This window comes from Flavobacterium sp. 316 (assembly GCF_000967805.1).
In the GTDB taxonomy this organism is placed as follows: Bacteria; Bacteroidota; Bacteroidia; order Flavobacteriales; family Flavobacteriaceae; genus Flavobacterium; species Flavobacterium sediminilitoris.
This window is the reverse complement of sequence record NZ_JYGZ01000008.1, coordinates 156,295-172,964: the sequence shown is the minus strand read 5'-3', so window position 1 is coordinate 172,964 and position 16,670 is coordinate 156,295. Positions and strand designations below refer to the sequence as shown.

Below are 16,670 nucleotides of genomic sequence, written 5' to 3'. Positions count from 1 at the left end.
TATGGAATTACTTAAAATTAATACAGCAGGAAGTGTAGATGATGGAAAGAGTACTTTAATAGGACGATTTCTATATGATAGTAATGCATTAACTATTGAGCAAGAAGAATTAGTGCGACAAAAAACCAAAGAAAAAGGATTAGAAGATCTTGATTTTTCAGTTATTACAGATGGTTTAATAGCAGAAAGAGAACAAGGAATAACAATAGATGTAGCTCATATTTATTTCTCATCAGATACTAGAAAATTTATAATTGCAGATAGTCCTGGACATGTAGAATATACTAGAAACATGGTAACAGGTGCTTCAAATTCAGATTTATCCATAATCTTAATAGATGCTAGAAAAGGGTTGCTAGAACAAACACATCGTCATTATTTTATTAGTAGATTATTACGATTAGAATCGGTTATTTTCTGTGTTAATAAAATGGATTTAGTAGATTATGACGAAGATGTCTTCTTAAAAATCGCTACAGACATTAATAAAATGGTAAATGAGTTTGAAGAATTAAATCAAACAATATCTATTATTCCTATTAGTTCATTGAAAGGAGATAATATTGTGCATAACTCTAAAAACATGAACTGGTATACAGGAGAAACCTTATCAAATGTTCTTCATAGTTTTAAAAAGAATACCCAATTTACAGATAGCTTTAGAATGGATATTCAGCAAGTATATCATGTTCAAAATACTGAATTTGTAGATTATAGATCTTATGCAGGTAGAGTAAATTCAGGACAATTAAAAGTAGGAGATAAGGTAACGGTTTTACCATCTTGTAAATCATCTGAAGTTGTAGAAATTAGAAAGTTTACTTCTTTGTTAAATGAAACATCAGTTGGTGAATCTGTACAAATTCGATTAAAAGACGATCTAGATATAAGTAGAGGAATGATGTTTGTAAAAGAACAAAATGACGCTCTATTCGAAAAGGAAATTACAGCTAAAATGGTATGGTTAGATGAAAGACAGGCAAATAAAACCTCAAAATATTTTATTCAAGCCAATTCAAGAACAGCAATTTGTAAAATTCAAGATTTTATCCATCTTATAAAACCAGAAAATCCACTTGAAAGATTTCCTTGTGAAAACATACGACTAAATGATATTGCTTTAGTGAAATTAAAATTAGCTAATCCAATTTATTTAGACAAGTATGCCGATAATAAAGCTAATGGAGCATTTATTATCGTAGATTCTCAAACCAATAATACTGTTGCAGTAGGTTTTGTAGAATAATTAAAAATTGGTAAAAAAACCCTAAATACAAATGTGTTTAGGGGTTTTTGTGTTTTTATACGCATCTAAAAGAGTAGCTCAAAATACCATCAGAGTAGTAAACCCAAACCAAACCCACAATCTTGTCATGCTGAAAGCATCTCATTAGAATAGCACAAACCAAATCCACCATCTTGTCATGCTGAAAGCATCTCATTAGAATAGCACAAACCAAATCCACCCACCATCTTGTTATACTGAAAGTATTCCATTAGAATAGCACAAACCAAATCCACCATCTTGTCATGCTGAAAGCATCTCATTAGAATAGCACAAACCTAATCCACCATCTTGTCATACTGAAAGTATTCCATTAGAATAGCACAAACCAAACCCACAATCTTGTCATGCTGAAAGCATCCCATTAGCAGCTCACGTTTATCTTGTCGATTATCCGTTGTTCGTTTTCAACATACAACATACAACTTCAAAAAAAACACCATAGAACGTTTTGAATATACCAACAAATATTATAAATTTATCCCACTGCAAAAGCCAAAATACACGCTATATAAAAAGGAAACACACTAATGGATATTACACTAACCGATGAACAACGCATAAAAATTCTCAATTCCGATGATATTTATGGCATTATGCAGCAAGTGCTCTTGCGAGAAAACAAAATAGACCAAGACAAAGAACATTTTTGGGTAGTGGGGCTTGCCAACAACAATAGAGTGTTGTTTATAGAGTTAGTAAGTTTGGGCACCGTAAACCAAACATTGGTAGAACCTATGGAAGTTTATAGTTTGGCATTACAAAAAAGAGCCGTAAAAATTATACTTTGCCACAATCACCCTAGTGGAGAATTGAAACCTTCAGAAACCGACAAAGACGTTACCGACCGCTTAATACAAGTGGGCATCATTGTAGATGTCTTGGTCATAGATCATTTGATTATTTCTACCAAAAGCTACCTTAGCTTTAAAGACATTGGGCTTCTTGGCGAACTAGAAAAAAGCACCAAATATGTGCCAAAATACGTATTGGAAGAAAGAATGCGAAAAGAAGCAACAGCAATTGCTAAACGTGATGAAAAAATTGAAATCGCCAAGCAATTCAAACGAAAAGGCATTGCCAACGAAACCATAGCGGAAGCCACAGGACTCTCTTTAGAAGAAGTGGCAAAACTGAGAGTAAAAAAAGCAAACAATATAGAATAGTACTCCTTAAAAAATATTTTTTTTACTCGTTTACGGATTACCGTACAAAACAGAAAAAGTACTGCATTACCTTTGAAAAAGCAGCCGAACTGTCTTTCGTACGTATTTATGCGTACAAAAAACACCCAAAAATACGTATTTATACGTATTGTGGGTTTAGAAAGAATGGTTTAGGTTTGTGAAAAGGAAATATGACGTTTGTTATACATATAAACGAGTTGCTCACAATAATAAAAAAAGTGACAGCAGATTAAAAGTACTTTTGATGATTTATAAAAAATAAAAAGCAACGATAATTGAGCCAATCTATACAAAAATGGATAGCTATGCTCAACTAATTTGCAAAAAACTGAGTATATAAATGAGTTAGCAGACATATTAGAAAAACGAAACGTTAATCAACAAAAAACAAGAAATATGAAAAAAATAATTTTAACATTACTATTTTTAAGTAATTTATCCTATTCACAAAATAGATATTCACAATCATCAACTTCAACATATACACCTATGACATTAAGTGAGATGATGGTTGTTCCTCAAAACTTAAGTAATAAATATAACGAAAATCAAAAATATTTGTATTCTTTAAAAAACTGGATTTTAGAATTAAAACCACAAGTAACAGAACAATCATTCATTGACAGATTTAATAATGAATATAATGACCTTGTAAAAATTGAAGATAAAGATTTGTCTAAAGCAACCCAATATTTACAACAAACAGAAAATGCAATAAGAGAAATAATTTCAGATTATAACATTTACGTTGCAAAACTAAATAAAGAAAATCAAGCTAAACAAAATCAAACTTCAACAAATAATTCATCAGAAAACTTAATCCAAGTTGCCTTTAAATATTATGAAGAAAAAGATTTTGCTAAATCTGTAGCCACTTTTTCAAAATATTTAGAAAATGACAAAAATAACACAGATGTGATTTTTTATCGTGCCTTAGCAAAAACTGAATTAAATGATTTCTATGGTGCTATATCTGACTATGAAAAAATCATTGAGTTAAACTCTAATTATCCTTTACAACATAACAAATTTGCAACAGTTTATAATAACAAAGCATATACTTTAGTTAGACTTAAAAAATTCCAAGAAGCTTTGCCTTTTGTTGAAAAAGCATTAGAACTTGACAAAACAGAATGGTTTATTTGGGACACAAGAGGGGAAATTTATTATAATTTAGCTAATTATGATAAAAGTTTAAAAGATTTAAACAAAGCAATTGAATTAAAAGAAAATGACAACTCGTATTTTTTAAGAGGTTTAGTTTATATCAAACTAGGTCAAAAAGAAAAAGGATGTAAAGATTTATCAAAATCGGGAGAACTTGGTAATACAGAAGCATATGAAAAAATTAAAATTAATTGCAAATAAATATGATAAATAGCCAAACTATAGAAAGTTATAAAACAAGTGATTTTGAGAAATTAATGAATTCTAAAATAAAAATTACTTTAAAAAAAACATTAAAAATTAAATCAACAGAAGAAGTAGGAAACGTATTTATTGGACAAATTGTTAGTTTAGGTTTATCAGCTAATTCACCTCATTTACCTGTAAGTATTGATTTTTTAATTGAAAATACAGATGATAAAATATCTCCAAATATTTTTCAAATAGATAGTATAGAAATATAAATACGTCCCCAGCTAGCGCGAGCATCTTGCTCGTGCCTACAAACAGAATCAAACAAAATCAGGTTAAATAGGTTTTAATAGTTTTGTTATTTTTACAAAATGAGTAGAAAGTATAAATTTGGAGAGCAATCAGGAGCCTATTTTATTATTTTTTCAGCTAGCACGAGCAAGATGCTCGCGCTATAGATGGGTATATAAACAAGTTAGCAGTAATATTACCAAAAAATGAACGAAAGAAAATTTAACGAAATTCAAAATCTACTAAAGCTAAAACTTGGTGATAAAGTTATCTGTTCAGAAGAAAACGGAACAAAATATTTACAAATAAAAAATACAGAATTTTGGATGTCAACAGAATTCGAGGAACTTGTTGTTGGAATTGGATTAAATCACACTCATTTTAGTGAAAAATATGGAAATCTAAACGAAGGAATTATTCAAACATTTGATTTATTAACTAATAAAATAAAAACAACAAATTTTATAAAAGGAAAAACGATTTTTAAAAAAATAGTTGAAATTGAATATCCAAATTTTGAAATTGCAAATATTGGAGAAACAGGAATATTAATCTTTCCTTTTTGGAAAAAAACCAGAATTGAAACAACAATGACTGAGCCTATAATTAGCAAAAAAGAGATTGAAAACGAAGTGAATATTATTATTAACTAAAAATACTACCTCCAGCTAGTGCGAGCATCTTGCTCGTGCCCACAAACAAAATCAGGTTTTAATAGTTTTGTTATTTTTACAAAATGAGTAGAAAGTATAAATTTGGAGAGCAATCAGGAGCCTATTTTATTAGCTTTATTCACGGTTTATTATTTTTATAAAGGAGTTCATGCATCCGCTTTGCTCAAGTGCAACAGTTAATTGGATAGACGTATTTTACGAGAATAGAGTATTTTGATTTAATTATAGAATCAGCTCCTTAAAATCTCCTGACTTTGAGGATTAATAATATATTTAATACAAATAAGAATAAAAGAAGGTTTTTTAGACGACTGGAGTTAGCGATAATGAGAAAACATTCTGTTAAAATTCACAAGATTAACAATAGACAGAATTTTTTTGTAACATTAAATAGAAAATCAATACTAACTATTTAATGATTAAAGACATAATATTTCAAATAGAATATACTTTTTCTCAAATAAAATTCAACCGAAAAAGAGAGTTAAATAGAAAGCTGAAAGAATCATTTGGAAAGCTGAAAGATGATTTCTTTGACTTTGACAGTATTGAAAAATACTTTAGAAAGAAAGACAACTCAAAAGTTTATCAAGTATTATCAGACAAAACTTGTAATGATTTGGATTTTGATGATTTGTTTATGTTCCTAGATAGAACTCATTCAAAGATTGGTCAACAATATCTATACAATCATCTTCGTACTATTGGAATAAATGAAAAGAAGACCAGACTAAATGAAGAAATAATAACAGCGTTTTTAAAAAATTATGAATTAAGAATTTCGGTTCAAAAAGAACTCGAAAAGCTAAAACATAAAGATGTATATTATATATCTTCTTTGTTTCAAGATGAGCATCTCAATCCACCAAAATGGTTTTTTGTAATAAAGTTATTATCGTTTGCTAGTTTAGTGTCGCTCGTTTTGGTTTTTTTCAATCCTATATTTTTTATTGTTCTTTTAGGTATTTTTTGCGTGAATTTTGTACTTCATTATTGGAATAAAAATAATTTAGTTCAATATGTAGGTTCAATTCCACAACTTTTAAGACTTAATAATGTTGCCTCACATTTATTTACCAACCCGTTATTAAAAAAAATAAATCCTGACTTACCCAAGTCAATAAAACTAATAAATGAAGTTAAAAGTAGAATGTCTTTTTTCTCACTCGAAGCCAAACTTCAAGGTGAATTTGAAATTATAGTTTGGTTTGTATTTGAGATTTTTAAAACAATGTTTCTACTTGAGCCATTATTGTTATTTGGTGTTTTAAAAAGACTAAACACAAAAAGAGAAGAAATAGAAAGTGTTTTTAAATTTGTTGGGCATATTGATATGTTAGTTTCCGTAGCATCTTTAAGAAAAGGACTTGAAACATTTTGTTTGCCAATTATTAACGATGGAAATAAAATTATTGCTAAAGATATAAGTCATCCTTTAATTTTTAAATGCACAACTAATAACATTGAAATAACTAAAAAATCGATACTTCTTACAGGCTCAAATATGTCTGGAAAAACGTCTTTTATTCGTGCCATTGGTCTCAATGTAATAACTGGGCTTACAATTAATACTTGTTTTGCTAAATCAATGACTTTTCCTTTATTAAAAGTGTTTTCAGCTATTCGAATAAGCGATGATTTGATGAATAATAAAAGTTATTATTTTGAAGAAGTATTAACCATCAAGGAAATGCTAAAAGAAAGTGAAAATGGAAATAAAAACCTCTTTCTTTTAGATGAAATATTTAAAGGAACAAATACTGTTGAACGTATTTCTGCTGGAAAATCTATTTTGTCTGCTTTGGCAAAACATAATAATAAAATATTAGTCTCAACCCACGACATAGAATTAACAGATATGCTTTTGAACGAATATGAATTATATCATTTTAGTGAAACAGTAAACGAGGACAATATAGGTTTTGATTACAAATTGAAAGAAGGAAAGCTAAAAAATAGAAATGCTATTAGAATACTTGAAATTAATGACTATCCAAAAGAAGTTGTGAAAGAAGCAGTCAAAATAGCCAAAAAAATAGATGAAACATATTTAGTAAAAAATGTTACTGGGAGCAATTTGTATATGTGAATGGAGATTTATGGCTATTGTATAATGCCAAGTCATATTCATTTAATTTTTCGTTCATCACATGCTGACCCTTCTGGATTGATTCGAGATTTTAAAGGTTTTACTTCTAGAAAAATAATAAAAGCGATAGTTGAAAATGAACAGGAAAGCAGAAAAGAATGGATGCTTTGGATGTTTGAAAGAGCAGGGAAAAAAAATAGTAATGTGAAACAAAGACAGTTTTGGCAACAAAACAACAAACCAATAGAGATTTGGTCTTTAAAAGTTTTTGAACAGAAATTAAATTATGTTCATTATAACCCTGTACAAACAGGTTTTGTAACAGATCCAATAGATTGGAAGTATAGTAGTGCTAGAAACTATGGAAACAACGATCAAACAATTTTAGAGATTGATATAAATTGATTTTTCTTTGTGGGCACGAGCAAGATGCTCGCGCTAGCGGAGGGAAAAAAGCAAACAACATAGAATAGTACTCTTAAAAATATTTTTTTAACTCGTTTACGGATTACCGTACAAAACAAAAAAATTACAGCATTACTTTTGAAAAAGCAGCCGAATTGTCTTTTGTATGTATTTATACGTATAAAAAACACCCAAAAATACGTATTTATACGTATTGTGGGTTTAGAAAGAATGGTTTAGGTTTGTGAAATAAAGAATGACGCTTGTTATACATATGAACAACTTGTAAGCAACCCAAACAGACGAAACCAAATAGAATGAAATTAACAATCGACTTGACAAGAGAAATATTTGATGACGTAAAAAGTGTTAGCTTTTACGACAGCAAGACTATTTTTTTTGACCCAACAAATTTTTTACCTACGACTGTTTCATTTAAGGTTTGGGGAGCAGGCTTAATGCCTGGTTTCGACTGGACACATTACTTGAATTTAGATAAAGAAATTAATTTAAAATCAATAATTCAGAAATCTTCTGGTAATGAAACGACTATTCAGGGCTTCGGAACTTTGACATTAAACAATGTTGTAGCTGGAAAAATTTCCATTTTACCATACGATAATAAAGAATTCTTAAAAGACAAAAAAGGCAGACAAATAGAATATAAAAGAGAGTGGACGCTTGAAAATATAGAAAATGATTGTTATGAGTATTGGTTTGACACATCAATCTATTTTCCATATGGAGCTTGTGACTTAAAATTATATGCAAAGGGAAATGTAACTTTCGAGTTTGACACAAATGATTGCGTAAGCGGAATCGAATACATTACTAATTCAAATCGACACGACACTTTTTGGGGCTATTTAAAAGACAAAACTTTGACAACAAACTCTTATAAATATGAAGACCTTGATAATTGAAATACGAAGGGTAGCCTATAACAGGCGTTTGGCAAGATTGCGAATTTTGCAGTAAATTCACGTTCACATTTCGCAAGAAATTTCACCTTTAACTGAAAATAATCGGTTCCGAAACTCGCAACCTTGCCAAGCTGCGGAACGTTATACCTCATACAATAGTAAACAGCTCTTAAATGAATGAACATCAAAAAATATTGTCTTGTTGGCATAAATTAGAACATTTTAGTCCTGCATCAACACCAAAGATTTCAGAATATGGTTTTGGATTATTACCAGACAACGAATTTTGGAAAATTCCTCTTAAATCTAAAGACCAAAATAAAACAATTGAATATTCTATTTTTTTAGGGGTATTTGATTCAAAACACGTGAATGACTTTATCAATGAATATTTTAAAGTAAATGAAAAAGATGAAAATTTTAGAAGTTCGAAAATTTGCTATGCTTCCTTAAAATTAGATAAAGATGGAAAATACATAAATGATTCTTTCGGAATTTCTACTCTTACTTGGGCATTAGGTCAACTTGAAAAAAATAAAATCAAAAGTAATAATTGGGAAAAAGATTTTGATGATATTAAAAATGAACTACTTGAACACATTGAATTAACGTTTAAAGAAACAATTATTAACTCTGATGGTGAAATTGAAAAAATATCAAGAATTCTAAATAATAGTCAACTTTTACAATTTCAAGACAAAATTGAAAAAGAATGTAATTGGAGTATAAAACCAAAGAAAGAGATATATGTTAAACGAATAGAAAAATTCAAACCTAAAAACAATAAAGATAGCAAGCCAACAAGTGATATTCTCAATAGTTTCTATATAAAAGATTTAGAAAAAATCATTACTAATTATAGTGAAAAATCAACTCCAAAAGCATTTAAACGATATTTAGATGGAAGTTTAAACCACCATTCAGGAAGAATTGATGTGTCAAAAAGTATTGAGAAATTAAAAGATACTTTATCGCCAAGAAATATTCCAGACGGTTGTTGGCCATCAGAATATACTTTAAGTTTAATGCAACAATTTGCGGTAAATTCGATTTTTAACGAATTGGAAAATGAGAATCAATCTGGATTATTTTCTGTAAATGGCCCTCCTGGCACTGGAAAAACAACATTATTAAGAGATATTATCGCTCCTATAATTGTGAGTAGAGCGAAAGAATTATTTAAAATATCAAACCCTTCAGATGCTTTTAAAAAGGTTGGACAAATTGAAATTAACGAAAATTATTCGCCTTGGATTTATAAACCTGTACAATCAATTTCCAACGGTGGTATTGTAATAGCATCTTCTAATAATGGTGCTGTTGAAAATATTTCAAAAGAATTACCCTTAAAAAAAGAAGTTTCAAAGGGGTATCAAGAAGACATTTCCTATTTTAAAGAGGTTGCAGAAAACTGCATAAACAAAGATAATTGGGGAATTATTTCGGCTGTTTTGGGCAATAAAGAAAACAGAAACAATTTAGTTAGTTCATTATGGTTTAATAATGATTGTAAAGATTTACAAAAGACTTTAAAGGAAAATAAATTATTCGATAATATAGAATGGGATAAAATCAGAGAAATATTTAAAAATAAATTATCTGAAATTACAACCGAAAAAAATCGTTTAGAACTTTTTAGAAAAAATTATAATGATTTTGTTTTAACTAATGAAAACTTAAATACGTTAAATCAAAATTTAGGACTTATTGAAAATGATTATAATACATTAAAAAAGGAATTAGAAAATCAAAAAACGAAAGTTGAAATTCTTGATAAAAGGAAATCGGAAATTCTTTCGGAATTGTCTATTATAAAAAGTAGTAAGCCTAATTTCTTTGTTTATTTATTCAATTCAAAAAAACGAAATATATACAAACAAGCTTGTAGTAATGCTTTGCATTCTTACAATCAAATTACAAATGAGTTCAATGTTGAAAATGCTACTTTATCTGAAATTGAAAAAAAATATTCCAAATTAGAAACCTTATTATTATATCAAAAAGAGCAAAAGAAAGTTTTAACCCAAAAACTTACAACTTTAACTTCAAAAGTTTCAATAGCTCAGGATGAATTAAAAAAGAATTATGCAGATATTAAATTTTGGGATAATATTGAATCTCAAAAAACACAAGAATCTTGTCCTTGGTATTCCCAAAAATTAAAAAAACTTAATTCAGAATTATTTATCATTTCTTTAAAATTACATGAAGTATTTATTTTAACAGCCAATGCAACATCAAGTAGAATTTCTACAACCTTGGCTGGTTTTTTTGAATATCTAAAAGGAGACAAAAGTGTGTCAAGAACAGAAGTAAAGGCAATGTGGGATACCTTTTTTTTAGTAATTCCCGTTGTTTCTTCAACTTTTGCTTCAATTCAAACTATGTTTAAAGATTTGGGGCAAGAAGATTTATCTTGGCTATTTATAGATGAAGCTGGTCAAGCTGTGCCACAAGCTGCAATTGGTTCAATTTGGCGTTCAAAAAGGGTTGGGATTGTTGGAGATCCATTTCAAATTGAACCAGTAGTTACTATTCCGAACTCGATTACTGATAATATCAGTAAATATTTTGATTTAACCAATCAACAAGTTAATTCTGAATTATCTGTTCAATCAATGGCAGACAGAAGTAATCCATTAGGTGCATATTTAACCATAAACAGTAAAAAAGAATGGATTGGTATTCCTTTGAGAGTTCACAGAAGATGTATTAGCCCAATGTTTGAGATAGCAAATTCGATTGCTTATGATAATACAATGTATAATTCAACTCAAAACCTCAAAAATGTATCAATAAAATTTCAAACAGAATTTATTGATTGTAAAGGAAATGTTGAAGGAAGACATTTTGTTCCTGAACAAGCAGAAATAATAAAAGATTTATTGTTAATTGAAATTAATAGTATTGGGAACTTTCCAGATGTTTTTGTAATTACCCCATTTAGTGAAGTAAGTTATAAACTTAATTCTTTTCTATTCAAGTATCTGATAAATGAAATTAAAAAGTATAAAGAGATAAAAATCGAAGAAATGAGTGATTGGCTAAAGAGCCATATTGGAACAGTACATACATTTCAAGGTAAACAAGCAGAAGGTGTAATCTTATGTCTTGGGTTGGACGAAAAATCAAAAGGAGCTGCAAATTGGGCTTCTCAAAAACCAAATCTATTGAATGTAGCTATTACAAGAGCAAAATATAGATTTATAGCTGTTGGAGACAAAGATATTTGGTTTAATCAACCGTATTTTAATCAATTGAAATTTTTGGAGAATAATGTACGAACGTATAACAATGTGTATGAGTAATAACGGTTTAAGTGATAAAACGAAAGTATAAACATAAAACAAAGGTCAGTGAAAAACTGAAAGGTTTGTGGGTAGAAATCCGCTTCTTCCCTTTCCTCTGCTAGCGCGAACATCTTGCTCGTGTGATGAGAGTGTTACGCTTCTAAAAAAAACTCGATGCTGTTTATTTTTTTAGAATTGATAAAAAAACAAATTCTAGAGAGGGATAGTTTTGGAATGCTGGAAGAATTGGAAGCCAAAATACAAGAAATGCTTTGTCCTTTAGAAATAGAGGTTGATGATGATGGTTTTTTTATTGGAATTGCAAATTATGGGCAGATTTTAGAACGTTGGTAAATGACAAAAGAAAAATTATTAAATGAATTTGAAGGTGTTACTGTGCTTAAAACTATATTGTTTTATGATGCTATGTTCTGTGATGTGATGTTGCTTTTTGAATCTTTGCAAAATAACTTGTTTTTGAAAACCTATTTTTTTGGTTTGTATTGCAATTATGCTTTGGGCTATACTTTTGAAAATTGTTTGGATTTTCACATTTTGTAAGGGTATAGGAATACGAAATATAAAGTATTAAATAGTGTTGATCCTTATTTAGTTGAGGGGATTTTTTTGTTATTACTATAGAAGGTGTGTTAGAAGACGAACGGTCATTGTTAGATTTTGAAGAAAAATTAAATGAGCCCTATTTTACATTATTAAATGCAAAAGAAGAGAAAGCTATCGGAGGCTTTATGAGGCAGTATGTTTTGAACAATGTAACGCATTTTATTGAAAATATTAGCTTAGAATGCAGTTTAGATTTAGAGAAAAAGCACATGATAAAAATGACAGTGAGATTGCTTGATTAAGTGATATTTTTTATACTTTAGTCCTCAACAAATACAACAAATACAACAAATAAACACAATAAAATAAACATGAAAAATGAGCGAGAAACATATAATAGTACATGGAGCTACGTTTCAATGTAAATTTAGTGTAGCCCCCCAGACCGATGTTTTGCAGGTGTTGTCTCAAACAAGACCTTTTCAATATACCAATGATTCAGACGGTTCTGAAAAGTTAGTGGCTTCTACTATGGATATTGGTCAAACACTGCAAAAAAATACTTTTGGTAACTGCAAAAAACAACCCAAAGGTTCTAGTTATAATCCTTGCCAGGCAGTTATTACAGAATGGAAAGGTTTTTATGATAAGGTGACTTTGGCAAACAAAGGCAAAGTGTTGCTGGAAGACAGTAAGGCTACTTGTCCTATTGGCGGTCCCGATTGTATAAGTATTATAAAACACGGACAAAAAGCCAAGCCCAGCCAACAAAATAATAGAAAAAAAGACGAAGACGTTGTTAATGCTATTAATCCTATGGCAAATGCTACCCAACAAAAGCAAGAAAGCGAGCAAGAATCTAATGTTGAGGTAGAATGAAACAAGGAGTAAAAGCCATAGAAGGCAAAGCCGAGATAAAAGCAGGGGTTTGGGAAAGTTATACGGTGAGCGAATGGTATCCAGATACCCCTATGGGAGTGCGCAATGAAGCGAATGTGAAATGGAGAGCCTACAAAATAAACAATAATGGTTCCTTAACCTTAGCATTAGAAAAAAAGGAAGGCGTTTTTCGATTTGGACAAGCAGGAATAGGCTCAAAATATAAAATAGTTGCCTTTTTAAATACACCCGAGCTTGATAATGCAAGTAGTATTGCCATTACGGTTGTGGCTACAGAGCAACCCGATATTATTAGTATTGTGTTGAGCGATATGAAAGGAATAGTCCTAACAAAACCACTTGCTGGGGGACAAATAGTGAATGCCCATGTGAATACCGTGGGCATGAATAGCAAACACAAAGTAGTTATTTCTTTGTGGGAAGACGTGAAAGACAGTCATAAAGTAATCGAAGAAAAATCGGTATTTGTAGGCAGTATGGGTGTGGCACATGCACAATTTATCATTCCAGTAGATTTTAAGAAACACATGGAAGCTTTAATGGGCAAAGTGATAGAAGAAACAAGCTATCATATAACAGCCTATGCACTTGGAGAGCTTTCGAGTGCAGCAGCTTTGCAAATGAAAGCAAAAGGAGAAAAACCCGTTTTAGTAGAAGAACGCAAAAAACAAACCCAAGAGCATTTGGAAAGCAAGACCAAAACCAAAACAACTACACCGTCCTATAAAGGTAAAATTGCACCAGCTACTGCAAAACCAAAGTTGTCCCCTTTAGCAGAGCGTGGTGGTATAAAGTTGGTTTATTTTGTTGACCAAGCAGGAAAAAAAATAACCGAAAATAAAACGAGCAATTTGAGAGTCATTATAGAATCGGAAGGACTTATTGACCGAGAAATCAACCTGAAACTATTTGAAGATGACAAATATGCCATGAGTGATGATGATTTTCTATTTGAAAAAAACTATACCCTAACCTCAAACAAAAGTTATATAGACATTACTCTAACAAAGGAAATGCAACAAAAAGGTTATGAATTAGGCGAAGGTTGGGAACAAGAACTCTATGTAAAAATCCACGTTTTAAACTTTTACCCAAAAATAAAAAGTGAAGCCTTAAAAGTAGATTATAAATCGCATACTATTGATGTTCCTGATGGTGTGAGTACTATGAAGATTGGGAAAATAGAAATTAAAAAAGAAAAATTTGATAAGGTAAAAGATAAAGGAGAGGAAGCAATAATTTATATTACTAGTGAAATTGCAACAGCAATTGAGGTTGATAAAAAAGGAAATGTAACTTTTTATCCTGATTATGGTGGATATAATGGGCAAGAAGAATATATTGAAAATGAAAAAATATATTGTAAAAAAATATCAGCTACCCAAAGTGCTTTTCCAACCTATAAAGCTTACATATATAGAGGAAATGTTGTTGGTGAAGCATTAAGAAAGTTAAAACAAGATTTAGAGTTTAAAACATTTGAAAATGCAGAAAGTACAGTTTTAGAATTAGCTAGACATGCAATGTTAAATAATAAAAATTATGGAGACAGTGGTCCAATACCACCTAATAAGATAGAAAATTTATATGAACTTAAATATCAATATGGAGTAAGTAAAAAAAGACCAAGTTACAGATATAGAATAGTTGAAAATAGGAATAAAAACAAAGGTAACTTTCCTGAAATAAAAGATATAACAAAAGAAAATACAAATGGAAGTATGAGTATCGGTACTAGAGGATCAATATCAATTGACCCATGGAAATCAAAAGATTTAATTGGCTGTGTTGGACTAAAAGCTTTAGGAGGTGGATATCATTCAAGCTGTGCAGATAGAATTAAAGATGTTAGTAATGTTGAGAAATATAAATTTATATATCATTCCATAAACAATTATCTCGAAAGTGTAATTCCTGAACTTACTGGAATTTATGGAAGAAGAGGTTATACGTCTACAGACGAAGTTCCTGTTTTTTCATCTAAATATGATCATCAAACAAAAGTATTTGTTTTAGTAGATGATTTGCCAGAATTATCTCAAAAAGGATTATTTAATGAAGAAGATGCAAGAATAGCTTTAAAGTTCATTTATGATAAATATGGTGAAGAAATTGCTATAATTGTTGAAAAAATGTATAGACTTGAAACTTCACATTTTAAATCTCTCCAATATAAACACTGTGGTACAGGAGGAATGGAAGTTTTTGGAGAACCACCTTATTATGGTTGGAATTCTACAACTTATGTCTCACATCCTGAGCACACACCAATTGGTACATGGAGCGCAATGGAAGGTAAAGGGTTAAGTGGTAAAGGAGGTAATACTCAAGAAAAAAATAAAGCTAAGACTTTTGTTAAATTGCCAACTGTCTTGGCTGGTATGGAATATAAAGCAGAATACATTGAACGATATGATGGTAATTATGCTCGTTGGTATAATGCAACTGATGTTAATGCACAAGAAGAATACAAAAAATCATTAGTGGGAATAATCCCTAGAATTGTTAATTCTTTTAAAAAATGAAAAAGATAACTTATATATTTTTAAACATAACTTTATTTTTTATATTCTCATGCAAATATGAAAATGAAAAGAAAATTACAAATTTAAAGCAGCAAGAAATTAGCGAGGTTAATTGTGATAAAACTTTAACTCGTTTAATTGTTAACTCTGATATTAATAATGTTTTTAAAGATGAAATGAAAATAATAATTGATGAAGAAGATAATGAGAAATTAAGGATAAAATTATTTGTAAAATCTATAAATGGTGTAAATGAAGATAATACTATTGGCTGGGTAATAATTGATTTAATTAAAAAGAAAGTTCTCGATATAACAAATGATATTGAAAATCCAATTTCATTAAATTATAGCGACGTGGATTGGAATAATTTCATTTCATGTTATAAAAAAACTAATACTACAAACACTATGAATACAGAAAAAATAGATTTTAATCAATTATTCAATGATGGTTCTATTATAGAATTTTCTCCAAAAGATATAAATAATGACAAATCTGAAATTAAAGAGTTTAAGAGTAAACTAAATGCTTTTATTTTAGAATATCCACTAAAAGAAAATTTTGATAATAAAAATCTTTTAAAATTAATAAATAATGAAACTTTTTTTGATTCTCAACATTATTCAAATAGTCTTTGGTTAGCATTTTTTATAGAAAAATATACTATAGACGTTACAACTTTAAACGAATTAATGAACCTAGCAATTTCACAAGAAGACTTTGAAGCAATTAAGATTTTAATTAAAAAAGGCTATGTGGTATCAATGAGTGAATTAAATAAAATTAAAGAAACGAAAGAGTTTATTAATACTAAAATCGAACAAGATAAAGACGAACCATTTGAGTCATATCTAAAAAAAGAATCAAAAATTAGAGAAATTGAAGTATTATTAAATCAAAAATATGCATCAAACCACATTCAAGATTCAGACGGGTACACAAACTTAAGAAAAGGAAAAGGAACTAATTTTGATGTTATCGAAAAAATCACGACTAATACAAAGATTAACGTTTTAAACAATACAGATGATTGGTATCTAGTGAAAACTAAATCAGGTGTTGAAGGCTATGTGCATAAGTCAAGAATAGTGAGTGAATAGTAGAACTTAAGTTAATATTTGTAACAAGAACTCTATGTAAAAATTCATGTTTAAATTTTTATCCCAAAATAAAAA

At 29.4% G+C, this 16,670-nt stretch carries 14 protein-coding genes and 1 pseudogene; all 15 read left to right on the top strand.

The annotated features are described in order from the left end of the window. The first annotated feature begins 1 nt into the window (after position 1). Positions 2-1,246 (top strand): sulfate adenylyltransferase subunit 1, encoded by a 1,245-nt coding sequence (locus SY27_RS17435; protein ID WP_045972766.1) that lies wholly within the window; start codon positions 2-4, stop codon positions 1,244-1,246. Between the two features lie 569 nt (positions 1,247-1,815). Further along, positions 1,816-2,451: a RadC family protein gene (locus tag SY27_RS17430; protein WP_045972764.1), complete on the top strand. Its 636-nt coding sequence runs from the start codon at positions 1,816-1,818 to the stop codon at positions 2,449-2,451. Positions 2,452-2,868: 417 nt separating this feature from the next. Beyond that, on the top strand, positions 2,869-3,840 hold the full coding sequence (locus SY27_RS17425; RefSeq protein WP_152640786.1) for a tetratricopeptide repeat protein: 972 nt from the start codon (positions 2,869-2,871) through the stop codon (positions 3,838-3,840). A 2-nt stretch (positions 3,841-3,842) separates the two neighbouring features. Then, positions 3,843-4,103, top strand: coding sequence for a hypothetical protein (locus tag SY27_RS17420; protein WP_045972759.1), 261 nt, complete (start codon positions 3,843-3,845; stop codon positions 4,101-4,103). Positions 4,104-4,328: 225 nt separating this feature from the next. Next, complete coding sequence (locus SY27_RS17415; RefSeq protein ID WP_045972757.1) at positions 4,329-4,775, top strand: hypothetical protein; 447 nt, start codon at positions 4,329-4,331, stop codon at positions 4,773-4,775. 436 nt (positions 4,776-5,211) lie between these two features. Further along, entirely contained in the window at positions 5,212-6,885 is a 1,674-nt protein-coding gene (locus SY27_RS18740) for a DNA mismatch repair protein MutS (protein ID WP_052705418.1), read from the top strand. Continuing rightward, positions 6,886-7,290 (top strand): annotated as a pseudogene (locus SY27_RS18735) (transposase); the annotation flags it as partial. It lies immediately after the preceding gene. Positions 7,291-7,607: 317 nt separating this feature from the next. Next, entirely contained in the window at positions 7,608-8,213 is a 606-nt protein-coding gene (locus tag SY27_RS17400; RefSeq protein ID WP_045972753.1) for a hypothetical protein, read from the top strand. 173 nt (positions 8,214-8,386) lie between these two features. Next, positions 8,387-11,521, top strand: a complete 3,135-nt coding sequence (locus SY27_RS17395) for an AAA domain-containing protein (protein WP_045972751.1) — start codon at positions 8,387-8,389, stop codon at positions 11,519-11,521. Between the two features lie 156 nt (positions 11,522-11,677). Beyond that, the gene (locus SY27_RS17390; RefSeq protein ID WP_045972749.1) at positions 11,678-11,857 is read left to right on the top strand and encodes a hypothetical protein; all 180 of its coding nucleotides are present in this window, start codon (positions 11,678-11,680) and stop codon (positions 11,855-11,857) included. Further along, positions 11,858-12,064 carry a hypothetical protein gene (locus tag SY27_RS17385; RefSeq protein ID WP_045972747.1) on the top strand — a complete coding sequence of 69 codons (207 nt, stop codon included), beginning with the start codon at positions 11,858-11,860 and terminating at the stop codon, positions 12,062-12,064. A gap of 86 nt (positions 12,065-12,150) precedes the next feature. Further along, positions 12,151-12,369 carry a hypothetical protein gene (locus SY27_RS17380; protein ID WP_045972745.1) on the top strand — a complete coding sequence of 73 codons (219 nt, stop codon included), beginning with the start codon at positions 12,151-12,153 and terminating at the stop codon, positions 12,367-12,369. Between the two features lie 76 nt (positions 12,370-12,445). Continuing rightward, entirely contained in the window at positions 12,446-12,946 is a 501-nt protein-coding gene (locus tag SY27_RS17375; RefSeq protein WP_045972743.1) for a DUF4280 domain-containing protein, read from the top strand. Beyond that, on the top strand, positions 12,943-15,492 hold the full coding sequence (locus SY27_RS17370) for a hypothetical protein (RefSeq protein WP_045972740.1): 2,550 nt from the start codon (positions 12,943-12,945) through the stop codon (positions 15,490-15,492). Before SY27_RS17375 ends, SY27_RS17370 begins: the two co-directional genes overlap by 4 nt. Next, positions 15,489-16,595, top strand: a complete 1,107-nt coding sequence (locus SY27_RS17365; RefSeq protein WP_045972738.1) for an SH3 domain-containing protein — start codon at positions 15,489-15,491, stop codon at positions 16,593-16,595. Before SY27_RS17370 ends, SY27_RS17365 begins: the two co-directional genes overlap by 4 nt. Positions 16,596-16,670: the final 75 nt, after the last annotated feature.